General features: G+C 46.7%; 23 protein-coding genes. 5 read left to right on the top strand and 18 right to left on the bottom strand.

Annotated elements, in window-relative coordinates; genetic code table 11:
- Positions 1–59: 59 nt before the first annotated feature.
- Positions 60–575 carry a DUF309 domain-containing protein gene (locus tag VP98_RS02765; RefSeq protein ID WP_046173758.1) on the top strand — a complete coding sequence of 172 codons (516 nt, stop codon included), beginning with the start codon at positions 60–62 and terminating at the stop codon, positions 573–575.
- 7 nt (positions 576–582) lie between these two features.
- On the opposite strand, the gene VP98_RS02770 is transcribed toward VP98_RS02765, so the two are convergent.
- The 15 genes from VP98_RS02770 to VP98_RS02840 form a co-directional block, all read right to left on the bottom strand.
- Positions 583–936: a GNAT family N-acetyltransferase gene (locus VP98_RS02770; protein WP_046173759.1), complete on the bottom strand. Its 354-nt coding sequence runs from the start codon at positions 934–936 to the stop codon at positions 583–585.
- A gap of 197 nt (positions 937–1,133) precedes the next feature.
- The gene (lysA, locus tag VP98_RS02775; RefSeq protein ID WP_046173760.1) at positions 1,134–2,453 is read right to left on the bottom strand and encodes a diaminopimelate decarboxylase; all 1,320 of its coding nucleotides are present in this window, start codon (positions 2,451–2,453) and stop codon (positions 1,134–1,136) included.
- Between the two features lie 106 nt (positions 2,454–2,559).
- The gene (locus tag VP98_RS02780; RefSeq protein ID WP_197076540.1) at positions 2,560–3,975 is read right to left on the bottom strand and encodes a spore germination protein; all 1,416 of its coding nucleotides are present in this window, start codon (positions 3,973–3,975) and stop codon (positions 2,560–2,562) included.
- Positions 3,976–3,989: 14 nt separating this feature from the next.
- Complete coding sequence (locus tag VP98_RS02785; RefSeq protein ID WP_046173762.1) at positions 3,990–4,406, bottom strand: stage V sporulation protein AB; 417 nt, start codon at positions 4,404–4,406, stop codon at positions 3,990–3,992.
- A gap of 3 nt (positions 4,407–4,409) precedes the next feature.
- Entirely contained in the window at positions 4,410–5,006 is a 597-nt protein-coding gene (locus VP98_RS02790) for a stage V sporulation protein AA (protein ID WP_046173763.1), read from the bottom strand.
- Between the two features lie 39 nt (positions 5,007–5,045).
- The gene (sigF, locus tag VP98_RS02795) at positions 5,046–5,783 is read right to left on the bottom strand and encodes an RNA polymerase sporulation sigma factor SigF (protein ID WP_046173764.1); all 738 of its coding nucleotides are present in this window, start codon (positions 5,781–5,783) and stop codon (positions 5,046–5,048) included.
- Positions 5,784–5,801: 18 nt separating this feature from the next.
- On the bottom strand, positions 5,802–6,242 hold the full coding sequence (gene spoIIAB, locus VP98_RS02800) for an anti-sigma F factor (RefSeq protein ID WP_046173765.1): 441 nt from the start codon (positions 6,240–6,242) through the stop codon (positions 5,802–5,804).
- Positions 6,227–6,589 (bottom strand): anti-sigma F factor antagonist, encoded by a 363-nt coding sequence (gene spoIIAA, locus VP98_RS02805; protein ID WP_046173766.1) that lies wholly within the window; start codon positions 6,587–6,589, stop codon positions 6,227–6,229. The genes spoIIAB and spoIIAA overlap by 16 nt, the downstream gene beginning before the upstream one ends.
- A gap of 270 nt (positions 6,590–6,859) precedes the next feature.
- Complete coding sequence (locus VP98_RS02810; protein ID WP_046173767.1) at positions 6,860–8,164, bottom strand: pyrimidine-nucleoside phosphorylase; 1,305 nt, start codon at positions 8,162–8,164, stop codon at positions 6,860–6,862.
- Between the two features lie 15 nt (positions 8,165–8,179).
- Positions 8,180–8,995, bottom strand: coding sequence for a purine-nucleoside phosphorylase (locus VP98_RS02815; protein WP_046173768.1), 816 nt, complete (start codon positions 8,993–8,995; stop codon positions 8,180–8,182).
- Positions 8,992–10,173 (bottom strand): phosphopentomutase, encoded by a 1,182-nt coding sequence (deoB, locus tag VP98_RS02820; protein ID WP_046173769.1) that lies wholly within the window; start codon positions 10,171–10,173, stop codon positions 8,992–8,994. The genes VP98_RS02815 and deoB overlap by 4 nt, the downstream gene beginning before the upstream one ends.
- A gap of 151 nt (positions 10,174–10,324) precedes the next feature.
- Positions 10,325–11,215, bottom strand: coding sequence for a site-specific tyrosine recombinase XerD (gene xerD / locus VP98_RS02825; protein WP_046173770.1), 891 nt, complete (start codon positions 11,213–11,215; stop codon positions 10,325–10,327).
- 49 nt (positions 11,216–11,264) lie between these two features.
- Positions 11,265–11,750 carry a ferric iron uptake transcriptional regulator gene (fur, locus tag VP98_RS02830; protein ID WP_046173771.1) on the bottom strand — a complete coding sequence of 162 codons (486 nt, stop codon included), beginning with the start codon at positions 11,748–11,750 and terminating at the stop codon, positions 11,265–11,267.
- 55 nt (positions 11,751–11,805) lie between these two features.
- Entirely contained in the window at positions 11,806–12,435 is a 630-nt protein-coding gene (gene spoIIM / locus VP98_RS02835; RefSeq protein ID WP_046173772.1) for a stage II sporulation protein M, read from the bottom strand.
- A 48-nt stretch (positions 12,436–12,483) separates the two neighbouring features.
- Positions 12,484–13,029 carry an NUDIX hydrolase gene (locus tag VP98_RS02840; protein WP_046173773.1) on the bottom strand — a complete coding sequence of 182 codons (546 nt, stop codon included), beginning with the start codon at positions 13,027–13,029 and terminating at the stop codon, positions 12,484–12,486.
- 67 nt (positions 13,030–13,096) lie between these two features.
- Between VP98_RS02840 and VP98_RS02845 the strand changes: the two genes are divergently transcribed.
- Positions 13,097–14,020 (top strand): aldo/keto reductase, encoded by a 924-nt coding sequence (locus VP98_RS02845; protein ID WP_046173774.1) that lies wholly within the window; start codon positions 13,097–13,099, stop codon positions 14,018–14,020.
- Positions 13,969–14,931, top strand: a complete 963-nt coding sequence (locus tag VP98_RS02850) for an alpha/beta hydrolase (protein WP_082087802.1) — start codon at positions 13,969–13,971, stop codon at positions 14,929–14,931. Before VP98_RS02845 ends, VP98_RS02850 begins: the two co-directional genes overlap by 52 nt.
- 21 nt (positions 14,932–14,952) lie before the next feature.
- On the opposite strand, the gene VP98_RS02855 is transcribed toward VP98_RS02850, so the two are convergent.
- Positions 14,953–15,729, bottom strand: coding sequence for an SDR family NAD(P)-dependent oxidoreductase (locus VP98_RS02855; RefSeq protein WP_046173775.1), 777 nt, complete (start codon positions 15,727–15,729; stop codon positions 14,953–14,955).
- Positions 15,719–16,684, bottom strand: coding sequence for an MBL fold metallo-hydrolase (locus tag VP98_RS02860; RefSeq protein WP_046173776.1), 966 nt, complete (start codon positions 16,682–16,684; stop codon positions 15,719–15,721). The genes VP98_RS02855 and VP98_RS02860 overlap by 11 nt, the downstream gene beginning before the upstream one ends.
- A gap of 157 nt (positions 16,685–16,841) precedes the next feature.
- On the opposite strand from VP98_RS02860, the gene proC reads away from it, so the two are divergent.
- The gene (gene proC / locus VP98_RS02865) at positions 16,842–17,663 is read left to right on the top strand and encodes a pyrroline-5-carboxylate reductase (RefSeq protein ID WP_046173777.1); all 822 of its coding nucleotides are present in this window, start codon (positions 16,842–16,844) and stop codon (positions 17,661–17,663) included.
- Here the strand turns inward: proC and rnz are convergent.
- Positions 17,660–18,577, bottom strand: a complete 918-nt coding sequence (gene rnz / locus VP98_RS02870; protein WP_046174127.1) for a ribonuclease Z — start codon at positions 18,575–18,577, stop codon at positions 17,660–17,662. The two genes, proC and rnz, sit on opposite strands and share 4 nt — an antisense overlap.
- A 128-nt stretch (positions 18,578–18,705) precedes the next feature.
- On the opposite strand from rnz, the gene zwf reads away from it, so the two are divergent.
- Positions 18,706–20,205 (top strand): glucose-6-phosphate dehydrogenase, encoded by a 1,500-nt coding sequence (zwf, locus tag VP98_RS02875; RefSeq protein ID WP_046173778.1) that lies wholly within the window; start codon positions 18,706–18,708, stop codon positions 20,203–20,205.
- The last annotated feature ends 86 nt before the right edge of the window (positions 20,206–20,291 follow it).

A 20,291-nucleotide genomic window follows, 5' to 3' on the forward strand; every position in this document is an offset into this window, starting at 1 on the left:
ACACGGACAAAACATGATACGCTTTACTTCAATCCGACCACTTGACTGGGGGAAAAGGAATGTATTCATATCCGGTGCCTTATCTGGCTTTTTTGGCACATTTTCATATTGACCGTGATTATTTCGAATGTCATGAGCTGCTAGAAGAATACTGGAAAAAAATCGGCGGCGCCCGTGATTCTGTCTGGGTTGGCTTAATCCAGTGTGCTGTTTTTTTATATCATTACCGCCGCGGAAACCAAACAGGGGCCCTTCGAATGGCGGAAAAATCTTTGCAATGCCTCAGCCGCAATGAACAGGCATTGATTCAGCTTGGCATTGACCCGGAACCATTTTTATTGTCCATCCAGCGGGCGGCCGACAGATTGAAGCAGGGCAGCCCCTTCCATCCGATTGCGATTCCCATTGCGGATGACCAGCTCCAAAAAGAATTTGGCCACTTTGTCCAGAGCTTTGAGCCCGAGCTGAATGAACAGTTTGTAGCAAATAAGCATATGTTGCGCGACCGCACCGACGTATTAAAAGCCCGGTCAGCTGCGCTAGCATTAAAAAAAGCCGGCAAGGCGACGATGTAATCGTCCTTTACCGGCTTTCTTCCATGCATTTTTTAAAAAATCGGTTTGTTGATTCACTTGAGACAACCGTCCGGTCTGAAAATAATTTTGTTACCGCAGCAATCATTTCTTTCCCGATTCCTTCATCGCGGAAAGATGGATTTACGGCAATATGCAAAATTTCGGCTTTTGCTTCATTGACAGCCACCCCAATTACTCCAACGACATCTTCGTCTACTCTCCAGAGAAACAGCTGTCTGCTGGCATCTGCTTCGTACCCTTCAATCGTTTCCCTCAGTGTCCGAAGTTCTTTCTCGCGGGGCATGTAGGAAAGCAAGCCCATTGCAATTTTCTTAAACGATTTCTTATATCGAATCAGCATATAAAATCCCTCTTCAATTAGCAGAATTTGCCTGCTTAATATCGCCACGTTTCTTATCTTACTAAATCCTGTACGTAACCGCAAGGTGTTCTCTTTTAATTTACAATGAAAAACCAGTAATACAGTCCCCATCCGAATGCCATCAGCGATAACAAAACAAGCAAAATAATATTACTTTTCACTTCGTCTGCCCTCAATCAATTTGTCTGCGGCAGACCGAGCGGCAGATCCAGTTTTACTAAATCATCAAATGTTTCACGGCGGATTACCAGCTTCATATCACCGTTCTCAACAAATACCACCGGCGGACGTGGAATCCGGTTATAATTATTCGCCATTGAATAGCCATATGCCCCTGTACAGAACATCGCAAGCAGGTCACCTGTTTTTGCTTTCGGAAGCGGCAGGTCCCAAATAAGCATATCTCCCGACTCACAGCATTTTCCGGCGATCGAAACGGTTTCCTCAACCGGATCATTCACACGGTTTGCCAGCACGGCCTCGTATTTTGCTTCATATAAAGCGGGACGGATATTATCGCTCATGCCGCCGTCAACGGCCAGATACTTGCGTACATTCGGTACATCTTTTACCGATCCCGTCTCATAAACGGTTATACCGGCATCGCCGACTAGAGACCGGCCGGGCTCAATCCAGATTTCTGGCATTTGAAGCCCCTGCTTTTTCGTTTCTGCCTGCACTTTACGAATAATTTCTTCGACATATGCAGCAGGCGCAATCGGATCATCTTCAGCCGTATAACGGATACCAAAGCCGCCGCCCAGGTTAAGCACTTCCGCCTCGAATGATAAACGATTGTGCCAGTCTGCCAGCTTGCCAATAATTTTTTCGGCAGCAAGAACAAAGCCCGTCGTTTCAAAAATTTGTGACCCGATATGGCAATGAAGGCCCAGCACACGCACAAATGGTTTTTTCAGCGCAAGAGTCAATGCTTCTTCAGCCTGGCCATTGTTTAAGTCAAAACCAAATTTTGAATCTTCCTGGCCTGTTAAAATATAATCATGCGTATGTGCTTCAATTCCCGGAGTAATACGAAGCAAGATGCTCATGGCCTGACGGCGCTCTTCACTGATTTCACCAATCATCTCCAGCTCATGGAAATTATCCGCCACAATACAGCCGATTTTTGCATCAAATGCCATTTCAAGCTCTTCGCGGCTTTTATTATTGCCATGAAAATGAATACGCTCTGCTGGAAAACCGGCTTTTTGTGCTGTATATAATTCGCCGCCCGACACTACATCAAGAGAAAGTCCTTCCTGCTCCGCCAGCTGCATCATGGCGACTGAAGCGAATGCCTTGCTTGCATATGCCACCTGTGCGGTGATTCCCAATTTATCAAACGTTTGTTTAAAGCCTCTCGCACGCTCGCGAATCAGCGCTACATCATATAAATAAAGCGGCGTGCCAAATTTAGCAGCTGCTTCTACTACATCGACACCGCCAATCTCCAGGTGTCCGCGGTTGTTGACAGCTGCTGTCCCATATGTATGCATAGATTTAATCGCCCCGTTCTATTATCGTTATGCCGTTTATCCGGCATGAGAATAAAAGTACTATAACATACATTCCCCACCTGCTCAATACATGAAAAATCAACGGTCAGCGGGAATGGGACCGGTTGATTTTCGGTATCCCCGTTTTTTCCGGAGCCTGGCGCCTGATTAAAATGGTCCACAGAGAGACGGCATCAAATGGAATAAGCGGCCATAAGTATGGAGCTCCAAACGGTTTTAAACGGACAAGGTATAAGAAAACAAGCATAAGCGATACGATAAACCCTTCCGGCCCGAAAAGAGCTGTCACAAAAAGAATGAACAGGCGCATCATTTTATTGGCCAGCCCCAGCTCATAGCTTGGCGTGGAAAATGTGCCGATCGCTGCGATCGCTGTGTATAAAATAACTTCCGCTACAAAAAGTCCCGTATCAATCGCAATCTGCCCGATTAAAACAGCCGCAACAAGCCCCATTGCAGTGGAAAGCGGCTGTGGTGTGTGAATGGCAGCAATTCGCAGCCATTCAATCCCTACATCTGCAATAAATATTTGCACAGCAAGCGGAATATGTGTTTTTTCGTTCGGTCCGATAAAAGATAATGCTTTTGGCAGCATATCAGGATTTTCAGCAAATACGAGCCAGAGCGGCAGCAAAAAGATAGACATCCATAATCCGATAAAACGAAGCAGGCGAATAAACGTGCCTGCGGCCGGCAGCTGCCTATATTCTTCTGCATGCTGCATATGCTGTAAATACGTAGACGGTGTAATCATCACAGCAGGAGATGTATCTGTGTATAAAAGAACATGCCCTTCCATCAGATGGGCAGCGGCAATATCAGCACGTTCTGTATACCGGACAAGCGGGTATGGATTATAATGCTGCTTAATTAAAAACTCTTCTATTGTTTTATCTGCCATTGGAACACCGGCTGTTTTAATAGATTCAATTTCCCGTTTAACTTTGTCCACCAGGTCCTGTGAGGCAATACCGTCCATATACCCGACAGCAACATCCATTTCCGACATTTCTCCGGCTTTCATCATTTCGAACCGAAGCCGGCTGTCGCGGATTCTTCTTCTTGTGAGAGCCGTGTTAACGATAATATTTTCAACAAATCCGTCACGCGATCCCCGTACTACTTTTTCTGTATCCGGCTCTTCCGGCTGGCGGCCCGGATAACTTCGCACATCCACCGTAAACAAAGCACCCTGTACGGCAATCACAATCAGGCCGGACATGAGGGCCACCGGCAGCTTAGATACATCCTTTATTTCTTCGACTGCCTGGTGAACGAGGTTCTCCTTGACTAAAGAGGCGGTTGAGGTATTTTCCTTTTTTTCAATTGATACGAGCGCATGAATGATCTCAATAATGAACTCTGTATCACACAGGCCATTAATAAAATAAAGATGGAGCGGCTCTCCGGCTACCGTAAGCTTTCTGACGCCTGTATCAAAGCTTTTGCCAAGACCTGCCTCTTTCTGCAGATAAGCATCGACTTCCTCCGGCTTGATCATTGTACTGCCTCCTTTTACATAGGTGAAAATAAAATCCATTGGATGAGGGAGCCAGTCATTTTGCCGAATGCCACCGCCATCATCAAAATGTTAACCTCAGCAAAAACCCCTGCTCTTTTTGATAGTATTGGAAAAACATTTAGTACTTCTGTTAGTGCCGCGGCTGACATCCCAATAAATAACCCGCTGAACAAGCCAAAAAATGCAGCTGCAACAGCCGGCCAGTGAAACTGCACTTGAAAGATATGCAAAAATGTGCCGGCTAAAACACCAAACACGAGCGACAATTCATATAAATAAAGGTGCGGGTTCGTCTTGGTTGCCGATACAAGTCTTGGAATGACACCAAGCACCGTAATGAACGCCACATACCCTGCGCCTGTCGCAAATCCACCGGCCAGGCCTAAAAAAATGGCAAGGACAATGCTCATCTTTTACTTCTCATCCTTTTCATTAGCGGCGAGATAACCATTTATATCTTCTTCATATTTAAACATTTCTAGATCGAGCGGTCCCGGCTCCTCATTTAAGCGTTTTTGCCAGAGCCTGTTAAAAAATAAGATCATGCCCAGGCCAAGGCCGATTGAATAAGGAATTTGCAGCCAGAGCGGCCGTTCTTCTCTGACACCGGTTATTTTTTCATACAGAAGCGTATGTACTTTTTGCATCGCTACATCTTCATGAAAATTCATAATAGTTAATGCAGCGCCGGTAAAAAGGACCAGCCAGACGAAGGCGACTTTCCAAAAAGGGGCCGGTGCTTTTACCGGCTGAAGGCTGACAATCGTTTCGGTTTCTCCGGCAATGACAGCCCGCACATCCGGGAGAACTGTTTTGAGAGCATGAATAACATCAAGAATGGTAACAATCACCACATTGCCGGCTGACGGCTTGACGGTTTTGACAATGAGCTTTTCAAGAACCGGCTGCATGCTTTCATCCGCTTCCGCTTCGGCCACATCAAAAAAAGAAATGCGCCGTTCGTCAAGGCGAACATGGCGCTTTAAACTGATGTACACTATTTGCTCCATAGCAGCACCTCCGCTTTTTACGAAGTTTCCCCGTGCCGGCTATTTTTTATTCATATCTGCCCGCAGGCTTTTCATAATCTGCTTTTCAAGCCTGGATACCTGCACCTGTGAAATGCCAAGCCGGACTGCGGTTTCCGCCTGTGTATAATCTTTAAAGAAACGAAGAAGCACAATAAGCTGCTCACGTTCCGGCAGCTTTTCAACCGCTTCTTTCACCACCAGGGATTCGAACCATTTTGCTTCCGGGGCCGCCAGCTGATCAAGCAGCGTAATCGGCTCTCCTTCATTTTCATAAACCGTTTCATGAATGGATGTCGGGCGCCGGGAAGATTCCTGCGCCATCATCGCTTCCTCAAGCGGAATATTCAGCTTTTCCGCCAATTCCTGTACCGTTGGCGGACGGCCGAATTTGGCAATAAACGCTTCGCGTTCACGCCTCATTTTTCCGGCTGTTTCTTTTAAGCGCCTGCTGACCTTCACTTCCCCGTCATCACGTAAAAAGCGCTGGATTTCACCAATAATCATCGGTACCGCGTACGTTGAAAATTTTACGTTATAGGACAAATCAAACTTATCGATACACTTAATTAAGCCAATGCAGCCAATTTGAAATAAATCTTCTGATTCATGGCCGCGGTTTAAAAACCGGTGTACAACTGACCAGACAAGGCGTGTATTCCATTCTACAAGCTTATTACGCGCTTCCAAGTCGCCAGCCTGACTTTTTTCAATCAGCTTCTTCACTTCACCATCGGACAGCTGCACCGCCTGTTTCATGGGATCACAACCCGTTCTTTAAACACAGTTAACACGCTTTCCGGCCAGCCGCTTTTTAAACCGGACGATTGTTCCCGAAGAGGTACTTGACTCAATTTCCAGTTTATCCGTAAAGTGCTCCATAATCGTAAAGCCCATCCCGGCTCTTTCCATTTCGGGCTTTGTTGTAAAAAGAGGTTCTTTTGCTTCTTCAATGTTACGGATGCCGCGCCCTTCATCGCGGATCACGACGTCAATTTCCCCGTCTTCTATCGATGCACTGATGTAAACAATTCCAGCCGGATTGCTGTCATATCCATGAATAATGGCATTGGTCACTGCTTCTGACACAGCTGTTTTTAATTCGGCTAAATCATCTACTGTCGGATTGAGCTTGGCAGCGAAGGATGCTACTGCTACACGGGAAAATGCTTCATTTTCACCGAGAGCATTAAATGAGATCGTCATTGCGTTCTGCATGATGATTCCTCCAATCGATCGAGTGCTTCTTGCTCGGTTTGCGTCACATACATAATTTTAAATAATCCTGAAAGCTGAAACAGACGCTTTACTTGAGTGTTCAGTCCACAGACTGTCACACTTCCGCCCATTTCATTCACCTGGCGGTAACGGCCCAAAATAACCCCAAGGCCTGAACTGTCCATGAAAGGAAGGCCGCTTAAATTCCAGATAAGATGCTGTGTTTGATGCTGGTCTATTTGCTGTTCAGTAAATTCTTTTACCTGCTCGGAATAATAGTGATCCAGTTCTCCTGTCAGACGAATGATGAGAACCTTCCCCTGTGCTTCTGCTTTCATGGTTACCATTGTGATTCCTCCTTTGCTTGCTGATACGTCAATTCTTTTTCCAAAAGCCCTTTTCCTGCCTGCTGGCAAAACTAGAAAAAAGCTTTGAATTTTCGACAAAAAAAAGACTGACAGTAGTCAGTCTCACGCTGTTTTAAAAAAGAGAGATTGTCAATTAAAATAACGTAATAAAAGTATAGCCATTCTCTGAACGATAAAAGTGAAATGCGGCTTTTCCTTTGTTATTTCTTTAAAAAAGTTTGTTTTTCAGCATTGTGAGACTGACAGTAGTCAGTCTCCGATTACTTTATGAATAAGCTGCGGCCGGTTTATAGGCTCCGGTGAGAACCGGTAAGCCTGCCTTACTTTTTGGACAGCATTTTCCGGCGATTCGGTATCAGCGTGCAGAGTCACAAGCACATCCCCTTTTTGAACAGGGTCGCCGATTTTTTTCTTTAATGTAATGCCGACAGCATGATTAATGGCATCTTCTTTCGTTGCCCGGCCTGCGCCTAAATACATGGCCGCTGTGCCGATGGATTCTGCATCGATTTCAGCCACAAAGCCTTCTTCCTCGGCTTTTATATCTAAATGAAATTTTGCCTGCGGAAGCTTAGAGGTATCATCAATCATACCGGCATCTCCGCCCTGGGCGATAATAAACCGGCGAAACGCTTCAAAAGCCCGTCCGTTTTCAAGATTGGCTTCAAGCGCAGTCCGTGCTTCGTCATAATGGGAAAATGCGCCGGCAAGCACGGTCATATGCGAAGCAATTTCAAGCGACAGTGTCCGCAGATCGTCTACTTTCGCTCCTTTTAAAATATCCACTGCTTCTTTAATTTCATTGGCATTGCCCACTTCAAACCCGAGTGGCTGATTCATATCGCTGATAATAGCGATCGTTTTGCGGCCAAGATTATTGCCGATTGCCACCATTTCCTTTGCCAGCGCCTCTGAATCCTCCATCGTTTTCATAAAAGCGCCTGACCCCGTTTTTACGTCCAGCACAATGCTGTCCGCCCCCGAAGCAAGCTTTTTGCTCATAATCGAACCGGCAATCAGCGGAACGGCTTCAACGGTTGCGGTCACATCCCGCAGTGCGTATAATTTTTTGTCAGCCGGCGCCAGGTTTCCGGTCTGCCCGGCCACAGCGAGTTTATGGGTATTAACAATTTCAACAAATCTTTCTTTGGACATTTCAATTTCCAGGCCGTCGATCGCTTCAAGCTTATCGATCGTACCGCCGGTATGCCCCAGGCCGCGGCCGGACATTTTCGCGACCGGCACCCCAGCTGAAGCAACCAGCGGCCCTACAATAAAGGTTACTTTGTCGCCGACTCCTCCTGTTGAATGTTTATCGACTTTATGTCCTTTAATTCCGGATAAATCAATAGTTTCTCCTGAATCTGCCATTGCTTTTGTAAGGACGGCCGTTTCCTGCGAATTCATTCCTTGAAAGTATATTGCCATCATAAAAGCAGCCGCCTGATAATCTGGAATATCGCCTTTTGTGTATCCTTCAATAAAAAATTTTATTTCATCATCTGTCAGCGCCTGACCGCTGCGCTTATTATGAATAATATCAACCATTCTCATTTGGACACCACACCTTTACAAAGATTGAACAATCTCTTTTACATAAGCAAGAAAATCTGCACGTACTTTCTCGGTTGTTTCAATAACTTCATCGTGTGTAAGCGGCTGATCCAAAATCCCTGCAGCCATGTTGGAAATGCAGGAAATACCAAGTACAGCCATGCCGCCGTGGCGTGCCGCTGTCACTTCCGGCACGGTCGACATTCCGACAGCATCCGCTCCAAGCACCCGTGCCATGCGGACCTCGGCAGGTGTTTCATATACAGGCCCGGTATTTGCAGCGTAGACTCCTTCTTTCACAGAAATGCCGACTCGCACCGCCGCTTCTTTTGCCAGCCGCCTCAATTCGCGGCTGTATGCTGCAGACATGTCAGGAAAACGAACGCCAAGGCGGTTATCGTTTTTGCCAATCAGCGGGTTGCCTCCCATTAAATTTAAGTGGTCTGAAATAAGCATTAAATCGCCGGGTTCAAACGACTCATTTACGCCCCCGGCTGCATTTGTCACAATAATTGTTTCAATGCCGAGTGCCTTCATTACCCTGACCGGAAAGGTTACCTGCTCAAACGTGTAGCCTTCATAATAATGAAAACGCCCTTTCATTGCAGCAACTGTTTTACCGGACAGTTTCCCAATGACGAGCTCCCCCGCATGGCCTTCTACTGTAGAAATCGGGAAATGAGGAATTGTTTCATACGGAATGGAAACGGCTTCTTCTACTTCATCGGCAAGCACGCCGAGGCCTGATCCTAAAATAAGGCCAATCTCCGGTGCTTGATTAAGCTTTTCTTTTAAAAACTGTGCTGCTTCTTCAATATGGTCAAAGTTCATGTTAATTCCCCCATAAAACTATTTCCGTGCTCCGGCATTTTAACGTGAAAATTTTCAGCAACCGAGGCACCGATATCTGCGAATGTTTTGCGAACCGGCAGTTCACCGCCATGCGAAAAGGCTTTTGAATAAACGAGAAGCGGCACATATTCACGTGTGTGATCCGTCCCGTGGTGAATCGGGTCATTTCCGTGATCCGCCGTTAAAATAAGCAGGTCGTCTTCTGTTAATTTGTCCATCAATTCCGGCAGACGGCCGTCAAATTCCTCAAGTGCCCTGCCGTATCCTTCCGGGTCCCGCCGGTGGCCAAATAAAGCATCAAAATCAACAAGATTTAAAAACGATAAGCCGGTAAAGTCTTTTTCGGCCGTTTTAATAAACTTATCCATCCCATCCATGTTGGAGGTTGTGCGGATCGCTTCCGTCACTCCTTCTCCATCATAAATATCCGCGATTTTTCCAACCGCAATAACATCAAGGCCGCCATCCTTTAATTCATTCATAACGGTGCGCCCAAATGGCTTAAGTGCATAGTCATGGCGGTTAGCCGTTCTTTTGAACGCGCCCGGCTCTCCCACAAACGGACGAGCAATCACGCGCCCGATCATATAATCACCCGTTTTTGTCATCGCCCGGGCCGTTTCACAGATACTGTACAATTCTTCAAGCGGCACAATCTCTTCATGGGCGGCAATCTGCAAAACAGAATCCGCTGACGTGTAGACAATCAGGGCTCCGGTTTTCATGTGCTCCTCGCCAAGCTCGTCTAAAATTTCGGTTCCGCTGGCCGGCTTGTTGCCAATTATTTTCCGGCCTGCCTTTTCTTCAAGTTCCTGGATCAGGGAATCAGGAAAACCATCCGGGAATACCTGGAAAGGGGTTTCGATATTCAGCCCCATTATTTCCCAGTGACCCGTCATTGTATCTTTTCCATTTGATGCTTCCTGCATTTTTGTGTAAAACGCGGCCGGCTTTTCCGCTTTTGGAATGCCGGGAATTTCTTTAATATTTGATAAGCCAAGCGCCGCTGTATTCGGCATATGCAGCCCGTTCATTTTTTGAGCGATATGTCCGAGTGTATCGGCGCCTTCATCCCCGAATGAAGCAGCATCCGGCGCTTCTCCAATCCCAACGGAATCGAGAACAATTAAGTGAATCCGTTTAAACGAATCATTCATCTGGCTGTTTCTCCCTTCTAGGTCGTACTGTTTTTAGTCTACCCTGACCATCTGGCAAATCACGCTTGCTTTTTCAAATGTCAGAAGTCTGACTTCTTGTTTTCTAGTATAATCCATTTGTTTTAAAAAAACAAAACGCGCCTGTATTTTTTCAGGCGCGCGGGTGAAACTGGCTATATACATCCTTCAGCCTTGTTTTGGTAACATGTGTATAAATTTGGGTAGTAGAAATATCTGCATGGCCAAGCATCTCCTGCACCGCCCGCAAATCCGCACCGTTTTCAAGCAAATGGGTGGCGAATGAATGCCGGATCGTATGAGGTGTCAGCTCTTTCTCAATGGTCGCTTTTTTCGCCAGCGCTTTAATCACTTTCCAAAACCCCTGGCGCGTCAGCCGCTGCCCATAATGATTTAAAAACAGCGCTTCATCCCGCCGCTTGGCAGAAACAAGCTTCGGGCGGCCATTCTGCAAATATTGTTCGATCGCTTCAAGCGCATGGCTGCCCGCTGGAATAATCCGTTCTTTGCCGCCTTTTCCTGTACAGCGGACAAATCCCATTGTGAGGTGGACATCTTCCTTATTTAAAGATGTTAATTCACTAACCCGCAAACCGGAGGCATACATCAGCTCCAGCATTGCTTTGTCCCGCAGGCCTAAAGGTGTTGATGTCTCCGGGGCTGCAAGCAATGCTTCCGTTTCCTCCATATTCAGCACCTTCGGAAGCGTACGGCCGGATTTTGGTGTTTCAATATGGTTTGTCGGGTCATGGGTGCTGATCCGGTCCTGGATCAAAAAGTGATGAAACGAGCGGATTGTTGAAATATGGCGGGCAATTGTTTTCGATGATTTCCCCTGTTCTTTGAGCTGTTCTAAAAAATGCAGAATGTGCAGGCGCTGAATATCCGGCGCTTTTACCTGCTCTACTTTTTCCATATATTCAGTGTAATGCCGCAAATCACGGCGGTAAGCTGAAATGGTGTTGGCCGAAAGCCCTTTTTCAACGAGTGAAAAATGCAGAAAATCATTCACATAATCATTCATACCACGGTACCTCCGTTATAAAAAAACCTTTCGATTCAAATCGAAAGGCTTACTCTGCATGCTGCTTTTCCAAATCTTCCTGTTCACTTTCTTCCTGCTTTGAATGGCATCTGCTGCAAATGCCGTGAAATGTCAGACGGTGATCTTTAATTTTAAAATTCCATCTGCTTTCGACAATCGCTTCCACATCGTCAAGCAAATCTTCCTGAATTTCATCCACAGCGCCGCATTCAATGCAGACAAGGTGATGGTGAAAGTGCGCTGCGCCTTCCTGGCGGAGGTCATAGCGGGAGACGCCGTCTCCAAAATTTATTTTATCAACCACTTTAAGTTCGTTTAATAATTCAAGCGTTCTGTAGACTGTAGCCAACCCAATTTCCGGTGCTTTTTCTTTAACGAGGAGGTACACGTCTTCAGCGCTTAAATGGTCCTCTTCATGTTCAAGAAGAACACGTACAGTCGCTTCGCGCTGCGGTGTCAGTTTGTAGCTTGCTGCATGCAGCTGTTTTTTGATTCGGTCAATCCGGCTTTCCATGTTTGTTCCCTCCCTCGCCGATGTACTCCTTATTATAACAAAAGGCATCCACGAATCAAAAGAATTTATTTATAAGAACATTCATAAACTGGCTCGAAATAAATGCCTCTGTCAGCGAAGCAAGCAAAATTGCCGCTGCTCCGCCGCTTATATAGCCCAGGTAAATGAAAAAACTTTTCGCGATTGGAACAGGCACGGTCTGGCGTGTTGTAATTTTTTGAACGAGACGGATCGAGCACGAAGCTGCCATAACAGCCGTAAACAAAAAAACCGGCACAAGAATGATATTTTGCGGCAAAATGGCTAAAAGCGAAAGAAAGAGCCCGTCCCATTTCATTTGCTGAATAAGAAAGCCAACCGAAAAGCCTGTTACTGCTCCTTTTAAAAAAAGGAGAATAAAAATCAGCGGCAGCCCAATAATAGAGATGCCTGCTACCCACATTGCGCCTGTGAACTTTAAATTATGAATCAAGCTTTCAACAAAGAGATCAGCTGGATTGGCTACCGTACCTGCTGAAGATTGTCCAAAAAATTCTTTTACGTACGTATACAGTTCTGATTTTTGCACCGGTTCCATGCTGTTGACTGTCATCGCGCCAAAAGCCGTACCCGTCATAAATAGCACCGCTGAAAATAAATACAATGCCGCTCTTTTTTGAATATGATCGATGATGGCAGTCCACATGAATGGAGGCCTCCTCTCTTTTCGCACTATATGAAAGGAGGCTGGCTATTATACCAGAGCGTTTAAGCGGATATATTGAAGCGCCCAGAGTGTTTTCGCATCAAAAATACGCTCTTCCTTCGCAAGCTGTTCCGCTTCTGCCAGGGTTACTTCCAGCAATTCAACAAATTCATCTTCGTCCGCGACAAGCCCTCCTTCTACTTTTTCAAGGTCTTTTGCCAGAAATACATGCACAAGCTCATCGGCGAATCCCGGCGATGTATAAAAAGATTGAACATGCGTAATACTGCCCGGACGATAGCCTGTTTCTTCTTCCAGCTCCCTCGCTGCACAATAAGACGGCTCTTCGCCAGGCTCCAGCTTGCCAGCCGGCACTTCAACGAGCGGGCGCTCCAGGGCTTTTCGATATTGTTCTACTAAAATAATTTTCTTTTCGACGGTGATCGCAATCACACAGACAGCGCCCGGATGTTTGATTAATTCCCGCTTTGCCGTTTTCCCGTCTGGCAGGATAACATCATCCACCTGCACATTGATTACTTTTCCTTTGAAAATAGATTCTGTTTTGGTCGTTTTTTCTTCAAATTTATGCATGAGAGTTCTCCTTTTCTATTTTTTCCTTTCCTATGATACACTTTTAAAAAAAGGAAGGTGATTCAAGTTGAAAACACGCGAAATTGGACAGTCTGGTATTTTCGCCAGTGAACTCGGCCTGGGCTGCATGTCGATCGGAACAGAAGAAAAGCAGGCAGAAGCCATCTTAAAAACAGCCCTTGATCAAGGCATCACCTATTTTGATACCGCAGACTTATATGACTTCGGAGTTAATGAACAGCTGGTTGGCAAAGCACTCCATTCAGTCCGTGATCAAGTCGTCATTGCAACAAAAGCAGGCAACCGCTGGACGGATACAAAGGACAGGTGGACATGGGATGCATCTAAAACGTACATAAAAGAAGCAGCAAAGCAGAGTTTAAAACGGCTTGGCATTGACTATATTGATTTGTATCAGCTGCATGGCGGTACACTTGACGACCCAATTGATGAAACCATCGAAGCCTTTGAGGAACTGAAGTCAGAAGGACTGATTCGTGCTTATGGAATTTCCTCGATTCGCCCGACTGTGATCAATGAATATGTAAAAAGATCGAATTTTTCAAATGTAATGATGCAGTACAGCATACTGGACCGCCGTCCCGAGATGCAGGCGCTTCCTATTTTAGCAGAGAACGGCGTGACTGTCGCCGCCCGCGGTCCAATCGCCTTTGGCCTCTTAAGCCCGAAATGGCGTGACAAGCTGCCGAAAGCATCCAAAAAAGGACTCAAGTGGTACAATGAAGCCGAACTGGAGAAGGTACTAACTTCACTGGAAAAAGAACTGCCGGCCGGACGCACCTTAAACGGACTGGCTTTCCGCTATGTGCTCCAGCATCCTGCTGCAGCGACTGTTGTTGCAGGGGCAAGCTCTGTGGAGCAGCTGAAAGAAAATGCCCGTGCGGTACAAGAATCCGCGCTCACGGAGGAAGAATATAAATGGGTACAAGATATCTCAAAAACAGCCGATTACGACGCACATCGGCTTTAAAAAAAGGACTGGCAGCCAGCCTGTCTGCCGCTGCAGTAACAGCGGGAACCGGATTTTATCTGTCACATCGTATTTTATATATTGCCAGGAAAGCGGAAGAAGCCATTATTGATCGCGAGACAAAAGCCGGCCGGTACGACATGCAGGCTTACAGAGAACTTCCAAAGAAGGAAGCCTGGGTAACATCGTCAGACGGCACCCGCTTAAAAAGTGTTTTTATTACCCCGCACCCCGGCCGTCCCTATGTGATCTTTTGCCATGGCGTCACAGAGCATAAAGTAAACTCGGTCAAATATATGAATGTGTTTTTGAAACGGGGCTTTAACGCTGTGCTCTTTGATCATCGCCGCCATGGAGAATCAGAAGGAAGATTAACAAGCTACGGGCATTTTGAAAAACATGATTTAAAAGCGGTGGTAGACGAGCTGATCCGCCGGGAAGGAAGCCAGGTTGTTTTCGGTATTCACGGTGAGTCGATGGGAGCTGTTACTCTTTTGCTCTATGCCGGTACCGTGGAGGATAAAGCAGCTTTTTATATAGCGGACTGCCCATTTTCAGACTTCCGGGAACAGGTAAAACACCAGATGAAACGGGAACTTGGCTTTTCGCCGCCTTTTTTCATGGCTATTGCCGAGTGGGCTGTCTGGCTGCGGGGGCGCTATAAAATGGCGGAGCTGTCACCGCTTGAAGCGGTCCGCCGGATAAAAAATCCTGTTTTATTTATTCACAGTAAAGAAGACGATTTTATTTTGCCTGAAATGACAGAAGCGCTGTTTCAGGCAAAGCCCGGGCCAAAACAGCTGTTTATGGCAGAAAAAGGCGGACACGCCCAGTCCTACAATGAAAATGCCGAAGAATACGAACAAACTATTGACCGTTTTTTAGCCGAATACCACTTAGTGCCAAAATAAAAGGAGCCCTGCCGGCTCCTTTTATTTTTTAAAAAACGCGTTCCTTCCAAGCCTTTCGACCGTTTTAGGAAACAATGAATGAATTTTGCTGCCGGCTGCCATCCAGCCCGGCAGATTGACTTCCCGTACCGGCCGCCCGATTACGCCGGCCGTTTTCCAGGCAACATGAGCCGGATCAAGCATAAACCGGCCGGCATTTTTCACATAGGTTCCGTCCGGGTCCGCCTGCTCAAAAAACGGAGTAGCAATAGGGCCCGGATTAACAGCGGTCACAAAAACCCCATACCGCGCCATCTCCATCCGCAGGCTGTTTGTATATCCCATCACGGCATGCTTTGTTGCCGCGTAAACCGCCGATTTTGGTGTTGCCAGTTTACCGGCCTGGGAAGCGATGTTGATAATGTGGCCGCTTTTTCGCGCCATCATTTGCGGCAGAACCTGTTCACAGCACGTGATGAGTCCTATTACGTTTACATCAATCATTTGCTTCGTTTCATGCGGCTTTGTTTCATGGGTCCATGTAAAGTAGCCTACACCCGCGTTGTTGATCAGTACGTCTACGGTGCCGATTTCGTTAAATACGTTTTCAATCGCCGGCCGGTCTGTTACGTCGCCCTGAAAAATGCGGACAGAGCCTGCCTGCCCGCTGATTTTATCCTGAAGCTTCTTTAAACGGTCCAGCCGCCGGGCAACCAGGACCAGATGAAATCCTTTTTCCGCTGCGGCTTTCGCCAGTTCCAGCCCAAGGCCGGACGAGGCACCCGTAATGACGACCACTTCCCGCCTGCTATTTCCCATAATAATAGATCGCTCCATTTTCAATCCGGTCTACTTGAATGTTCCCCTGTTCAAGCAAATAATCAAACTGGCCGACTGTTTCGGACAGTGTCAGGCCCGTTTCTTTTTTATAAACTTCGGGAAACAGCTGAACACATACATCAAAGACGGTCATTGGTTTTTTGCGCAGCATGGATAATACCAGCTCTGCCCGCTCGCGCTGCCGTTCAAAACGGCGTTCAAGCAGAGGGCGAATGGACGCAATATCATTGCCATGGCCGGTCACAGCGCGCTGAATATCAAGCTCCAGTATTTTCTTTAAAGAGCGGTGGTATTGAAGCAGTGACTTTGCCCGCTTTCCTCCCGGCTCCATTGGCGGTTCAATGAGCGGATTGGAGGAAACAGTTTTTAAAATATGGTCACCCGCCAAAAGAAGGCCGTCTTTTTCTCGGTAAAAAACAAGGTGGCTTTGCGCGTGTCCCGGTGTTTCAAACACATGAAAATCCGGCAGGCCCGGCATAGTATCCCCTTCTTTTAAAAAACCGGCAAGCCGGCTGTTCTGCGATCCAAACCGAAGCGTTTTTTCTAAATTCCCCAGGATCGTAAGCATATGCGGCGGAACTCCGAATTCAGTAAATAACTGAAGAAAAAACTCGTTGCGCCAATTCATAAACGGGGCATTGTAAGACAGCCAGTTTTTCCCGTATTCATGTCCGTAAATCTCAGCCGAAAATTGATCGAGCAGGCCGATATGATCAGGGTGATGATGGGTCAGGATTACCTGCTCAATATCAGAAAGCTGATACCCTGCCTTCCGCAGTCCCTCTTTAAAAACCGCTTTTGCTTCCGGTGTGTTGACTCCCGCATCCACAAGAGTCAGGCGGTCGCCTTTTACAATATATGTATTTACATCGCCGATTGGAAAAGGTGTCGGCAGCGTAATTTTAATGATATCTTTAAAAAATTCAATTCCCATATTGTCCACCTCATACCTATTTAAAATGCCGTATTTATGGTAACAGTGTAACGCTTCCCTTGTGAATTGTCATTCATTTCCCTTTCTTCTCTTGACAGATACACGATTATTCCGCATAATCACTTGAAAAGTCAAAATGTTTAGGCAACAGGGAGGAATGAACGTGAAAGCAGTTTTTATTGGCGCTGGCTCTATGGCCGAAGCCATTATTGCCGGGGCACTAAAAAACGGGGCGCTGCAGGCCGGCCATACATATGTCACAAACAAAACGAATACTGTCCGCCTTCAGCAGCTGTCTGAAGAATTTGGTGTCCGAGCCGGTTATGAGGCGGAAACAGCTATGCTGGACGCCGATCTTATCGTGCTGGCAATGAAGCCGAAAGATGCAGAGGCCGGCCTCCACAGCATCCGCTCCTTTATCCATGAAAAATCGCTGGTCATCAGCCTGCTTGCAGGGGTCAGCCTTGATTTTATGGAAGAAGTGATTGGCAAGCCTTGTTCGATTATCCGATCCATGCCCAATACCTCGGCGGCTGTTGGAAAATCGGCTACAGCTATCGCTTTAAACCGCTATGTAACAGAGGAACAGCATCAAGCGGCGATTGAGTTGTTTTCGGCAATCGGCACAGCAATCACCGTAGACGAATCACAGATGGATGCTGTAACAGCTGTTTCGGGCAGCGGGCCCGCTTACTTCTATTATGTGGCAGAAGCAATCCAGCAGGCCGGTGAAGAGCTGGGCCTTGAGCATGAAACAGCAAAAGAGCTCCTTATTCAAACACTTCTTGGCGCCGCCAGCATGCTTGCGAAAAATAACGGACAGGCTGCTGTACTTAGAAAAGCGATCACCAGCCCTGGCGGCACTACTGAAGCTGCTATCCGGACATTTGACGAATTCCGCGTTAAGCAGGCGGTTGCGGCCGGCGTAAAAGAAGCCGCCGTCCAGTCTAAACGGCTTGGAAATGCTTATATTCGCTAATCAATGGGCACTTCCATAAAGTCATGAGCGAGTACAACAGGTTCAAAGCGGTCAGCGGCTTCCTTTAACAGCTGCTGTTCGTCTTCTTTTGTGTAACGGGAGCTGATATGCGTTAAGCATAGTTTTTTAGCGCCGGCGCGCAAGGCCGTTTCTGCTGCTTGAACAGTCGTGGAATGAAAATAATCGCGGGCCATTTTTTCATTTTCCGCGCTGAACGTTGCTTCATGCACCAGCATATCTGCTCCTTTCGCAAGAAGTACGGCTGTGTCACACTGCCTTGTATCACCCAGAATCGTGACCACTTTTCCCGGCTGCGGACTGCTTGTATAAGGAGCCGGATCAATGGTCCGTCCGTCTGGAAGCGTAACGGCCTGTCCATTCTTGATTTGCTTATAAATGGGACCCGGCGGAATATTATCTGCCCGGAGTTTTTCGACAAGCAGTTCTCCGGCTTTATCTTTTTCTGCAAAGCGGTAGCCGTATGACTCAATCCCATGGTCAAGCTTTCCGGCTGTAACGGTTATGTGGCTGTCTTCAAATAGTATGCCTTCTTCAATTTCTTCTATAAAAAGCGGGTATTGAAGATGGGTTGTGCTAATTTGGAGCGCTGTTTCAATGAATGCCCGAATGCCGGCCGGTCCGTAAACCGTAAGCGGCTCTGTGCCGCCCTGAAAAGAACGGCTGCCCAGCAGACCCGGCAGGCCAAAAATATGATCCCCATGTAAATGGGTAATAAAAATCTTTTCAATCCGGCGCGGTTTAAGGGTTGTATGTAAAATTTGGTGCTGCGCTGCTTCGCCGCAGTCAATCAGCCAGACGGCACCGCGCTCATTCAGCATTTTCAAAGCAATTGATGTAACATTGCGCCGTTTAGCCGGAACACCGGCTCCGGTTCCAAGAAATAAAAGTTCGATAAAAAACACTCCCTTTATTCGTCTTCTTTTGACATATATGTACCATAAACAAAAATACTTGTCACTTTCACTGTTTTGTGAAAAAATGCAATAGTATAAAAATGAATCTCAAAAGCGAGGTTAGTACCGTGAAACAATCTGAAACACCTTCAGCGCTGACAATCCTGTTCGGGGCAACAGGAGATTTAGCCAAACGAAAATTATATCCATCCCTTTACCGCCTTTACCGGAAAGGGCATCTGTCTTCTGGCTTCGCTGTTATTGGAACAGCCCGTCGTCCATGGGACAACAGCATTTTTCGCGAGCATGTAAAAAAATCCGTCATGGAATCTACTTCGATTCACGACAAAATAGATGAATTTATTTCACATTTTTATTACTTGCCGCACGATGTCTCTGATTCCGAATCGTATGCTTCGCTGCGTGCACTTGCCGATGAGCTTGATGAAACCTATTCTCTTGGCGGCAACCGTCTTTTCTATCTCGCCATGGCTCCGGAATTTTTCGGTACCATTTCCGATCATTTAAAGCTGGACGGCTTAACGGACACAAACGGCTTTGGGCGGCTTGTGATTGAAAAGCCATTTGGCCATGACCTGCCTTCTGCCCAGGAGCTTAATGCCCAGATCCGGCAATCCTTTGATGAGAAGGATATTTACCGGATTGACCATTATCTCGGCAAAGAAATGGTACAAAATATTGAAGCAATCCGTTTTGCAAATGCGCTGTTTGAGCCGCTTTGGAATAACCGTTACATTTCCAATATTCAAATCACATCCAGTGAAACACTCGGTGTAGAAGAACGCGGCGGCTATTACGAAACTAGCGGAGCCCTGAAAGATATGGTCCAGAACCATATGCTGCAGATGGTTTCCCTTCTTGCCATGGAGCCGCCGATCAGCCTGCAGGATGATGAAATCCGCCTTGAAAAAGTGCGTGCTTTCCGCTCCATGCGTCCTTTAACGCTGGATACGGTCAATGACTATTTTGTCCGCGGGCAGTACGGACCGAATGAAGACGAACAGCTTCCAGGCTATCGTGAAGAGATCAATGTGAATCCGGAATCAAACACAGAAACGTATGTTGCCGGCAAAATTATGTTCGATAATTTCCGCTGGGCAGGTGTCCCGTTTTATATTCGTACGGGCAAGCGGATGCCGCTGAAATCAACAAAAATTGTTGTTCAATTTAAAGATATTCCCATGAACCTTTATTACCGTCCGGATGATAAAGAAATGGAGCCGAACCTGCTCGTTATTCATATTCAGCCGGAAGAAGGAATTACCCTTCATTTAAATGCAAAACGTGCCGGCCATCAACTGCAAACAACACCGGTGAAGCTCAGCTACGCAAACAGCGGCGTGGATGTCATGAATACGCCGGAAGCCTATGAAAAGCTCATTCATGATGCGATGCGCGGGGATTCAACGAACTTCACCCACTGGGATGAAGTATCGCTTTCCTGGAGCTTTGTTGATGTAATCTCTGAAGCATGGCGCAAGGAAAAAGCTGCGTTCCCGAACTACCCGGCAAACACAAAAGGGCCAAAAGCAGCCGATGAGCTGCTCGAGAAAGATGGCTTCTTCTGGTGGCCGCTCAATATGCTTGATGTGGATATTTGCAATTAACAGAAAAAAGCACCGAAAACAACCGGTGCTTTTTTCTTTTTGGGCTGCTTCATCCAGAGTCAAATATGTCAGCAGTAATTTCAATC

The sequence above is a fragment of the Domibacillus indicus genome, from assembly GCF_000970685.1.
Taxonomy (GTDB): Bacteria; Bacillota; Bacilli; order Bacillales; family Domibacillaceae; genus Domibacillus; species Domibacillus indicus.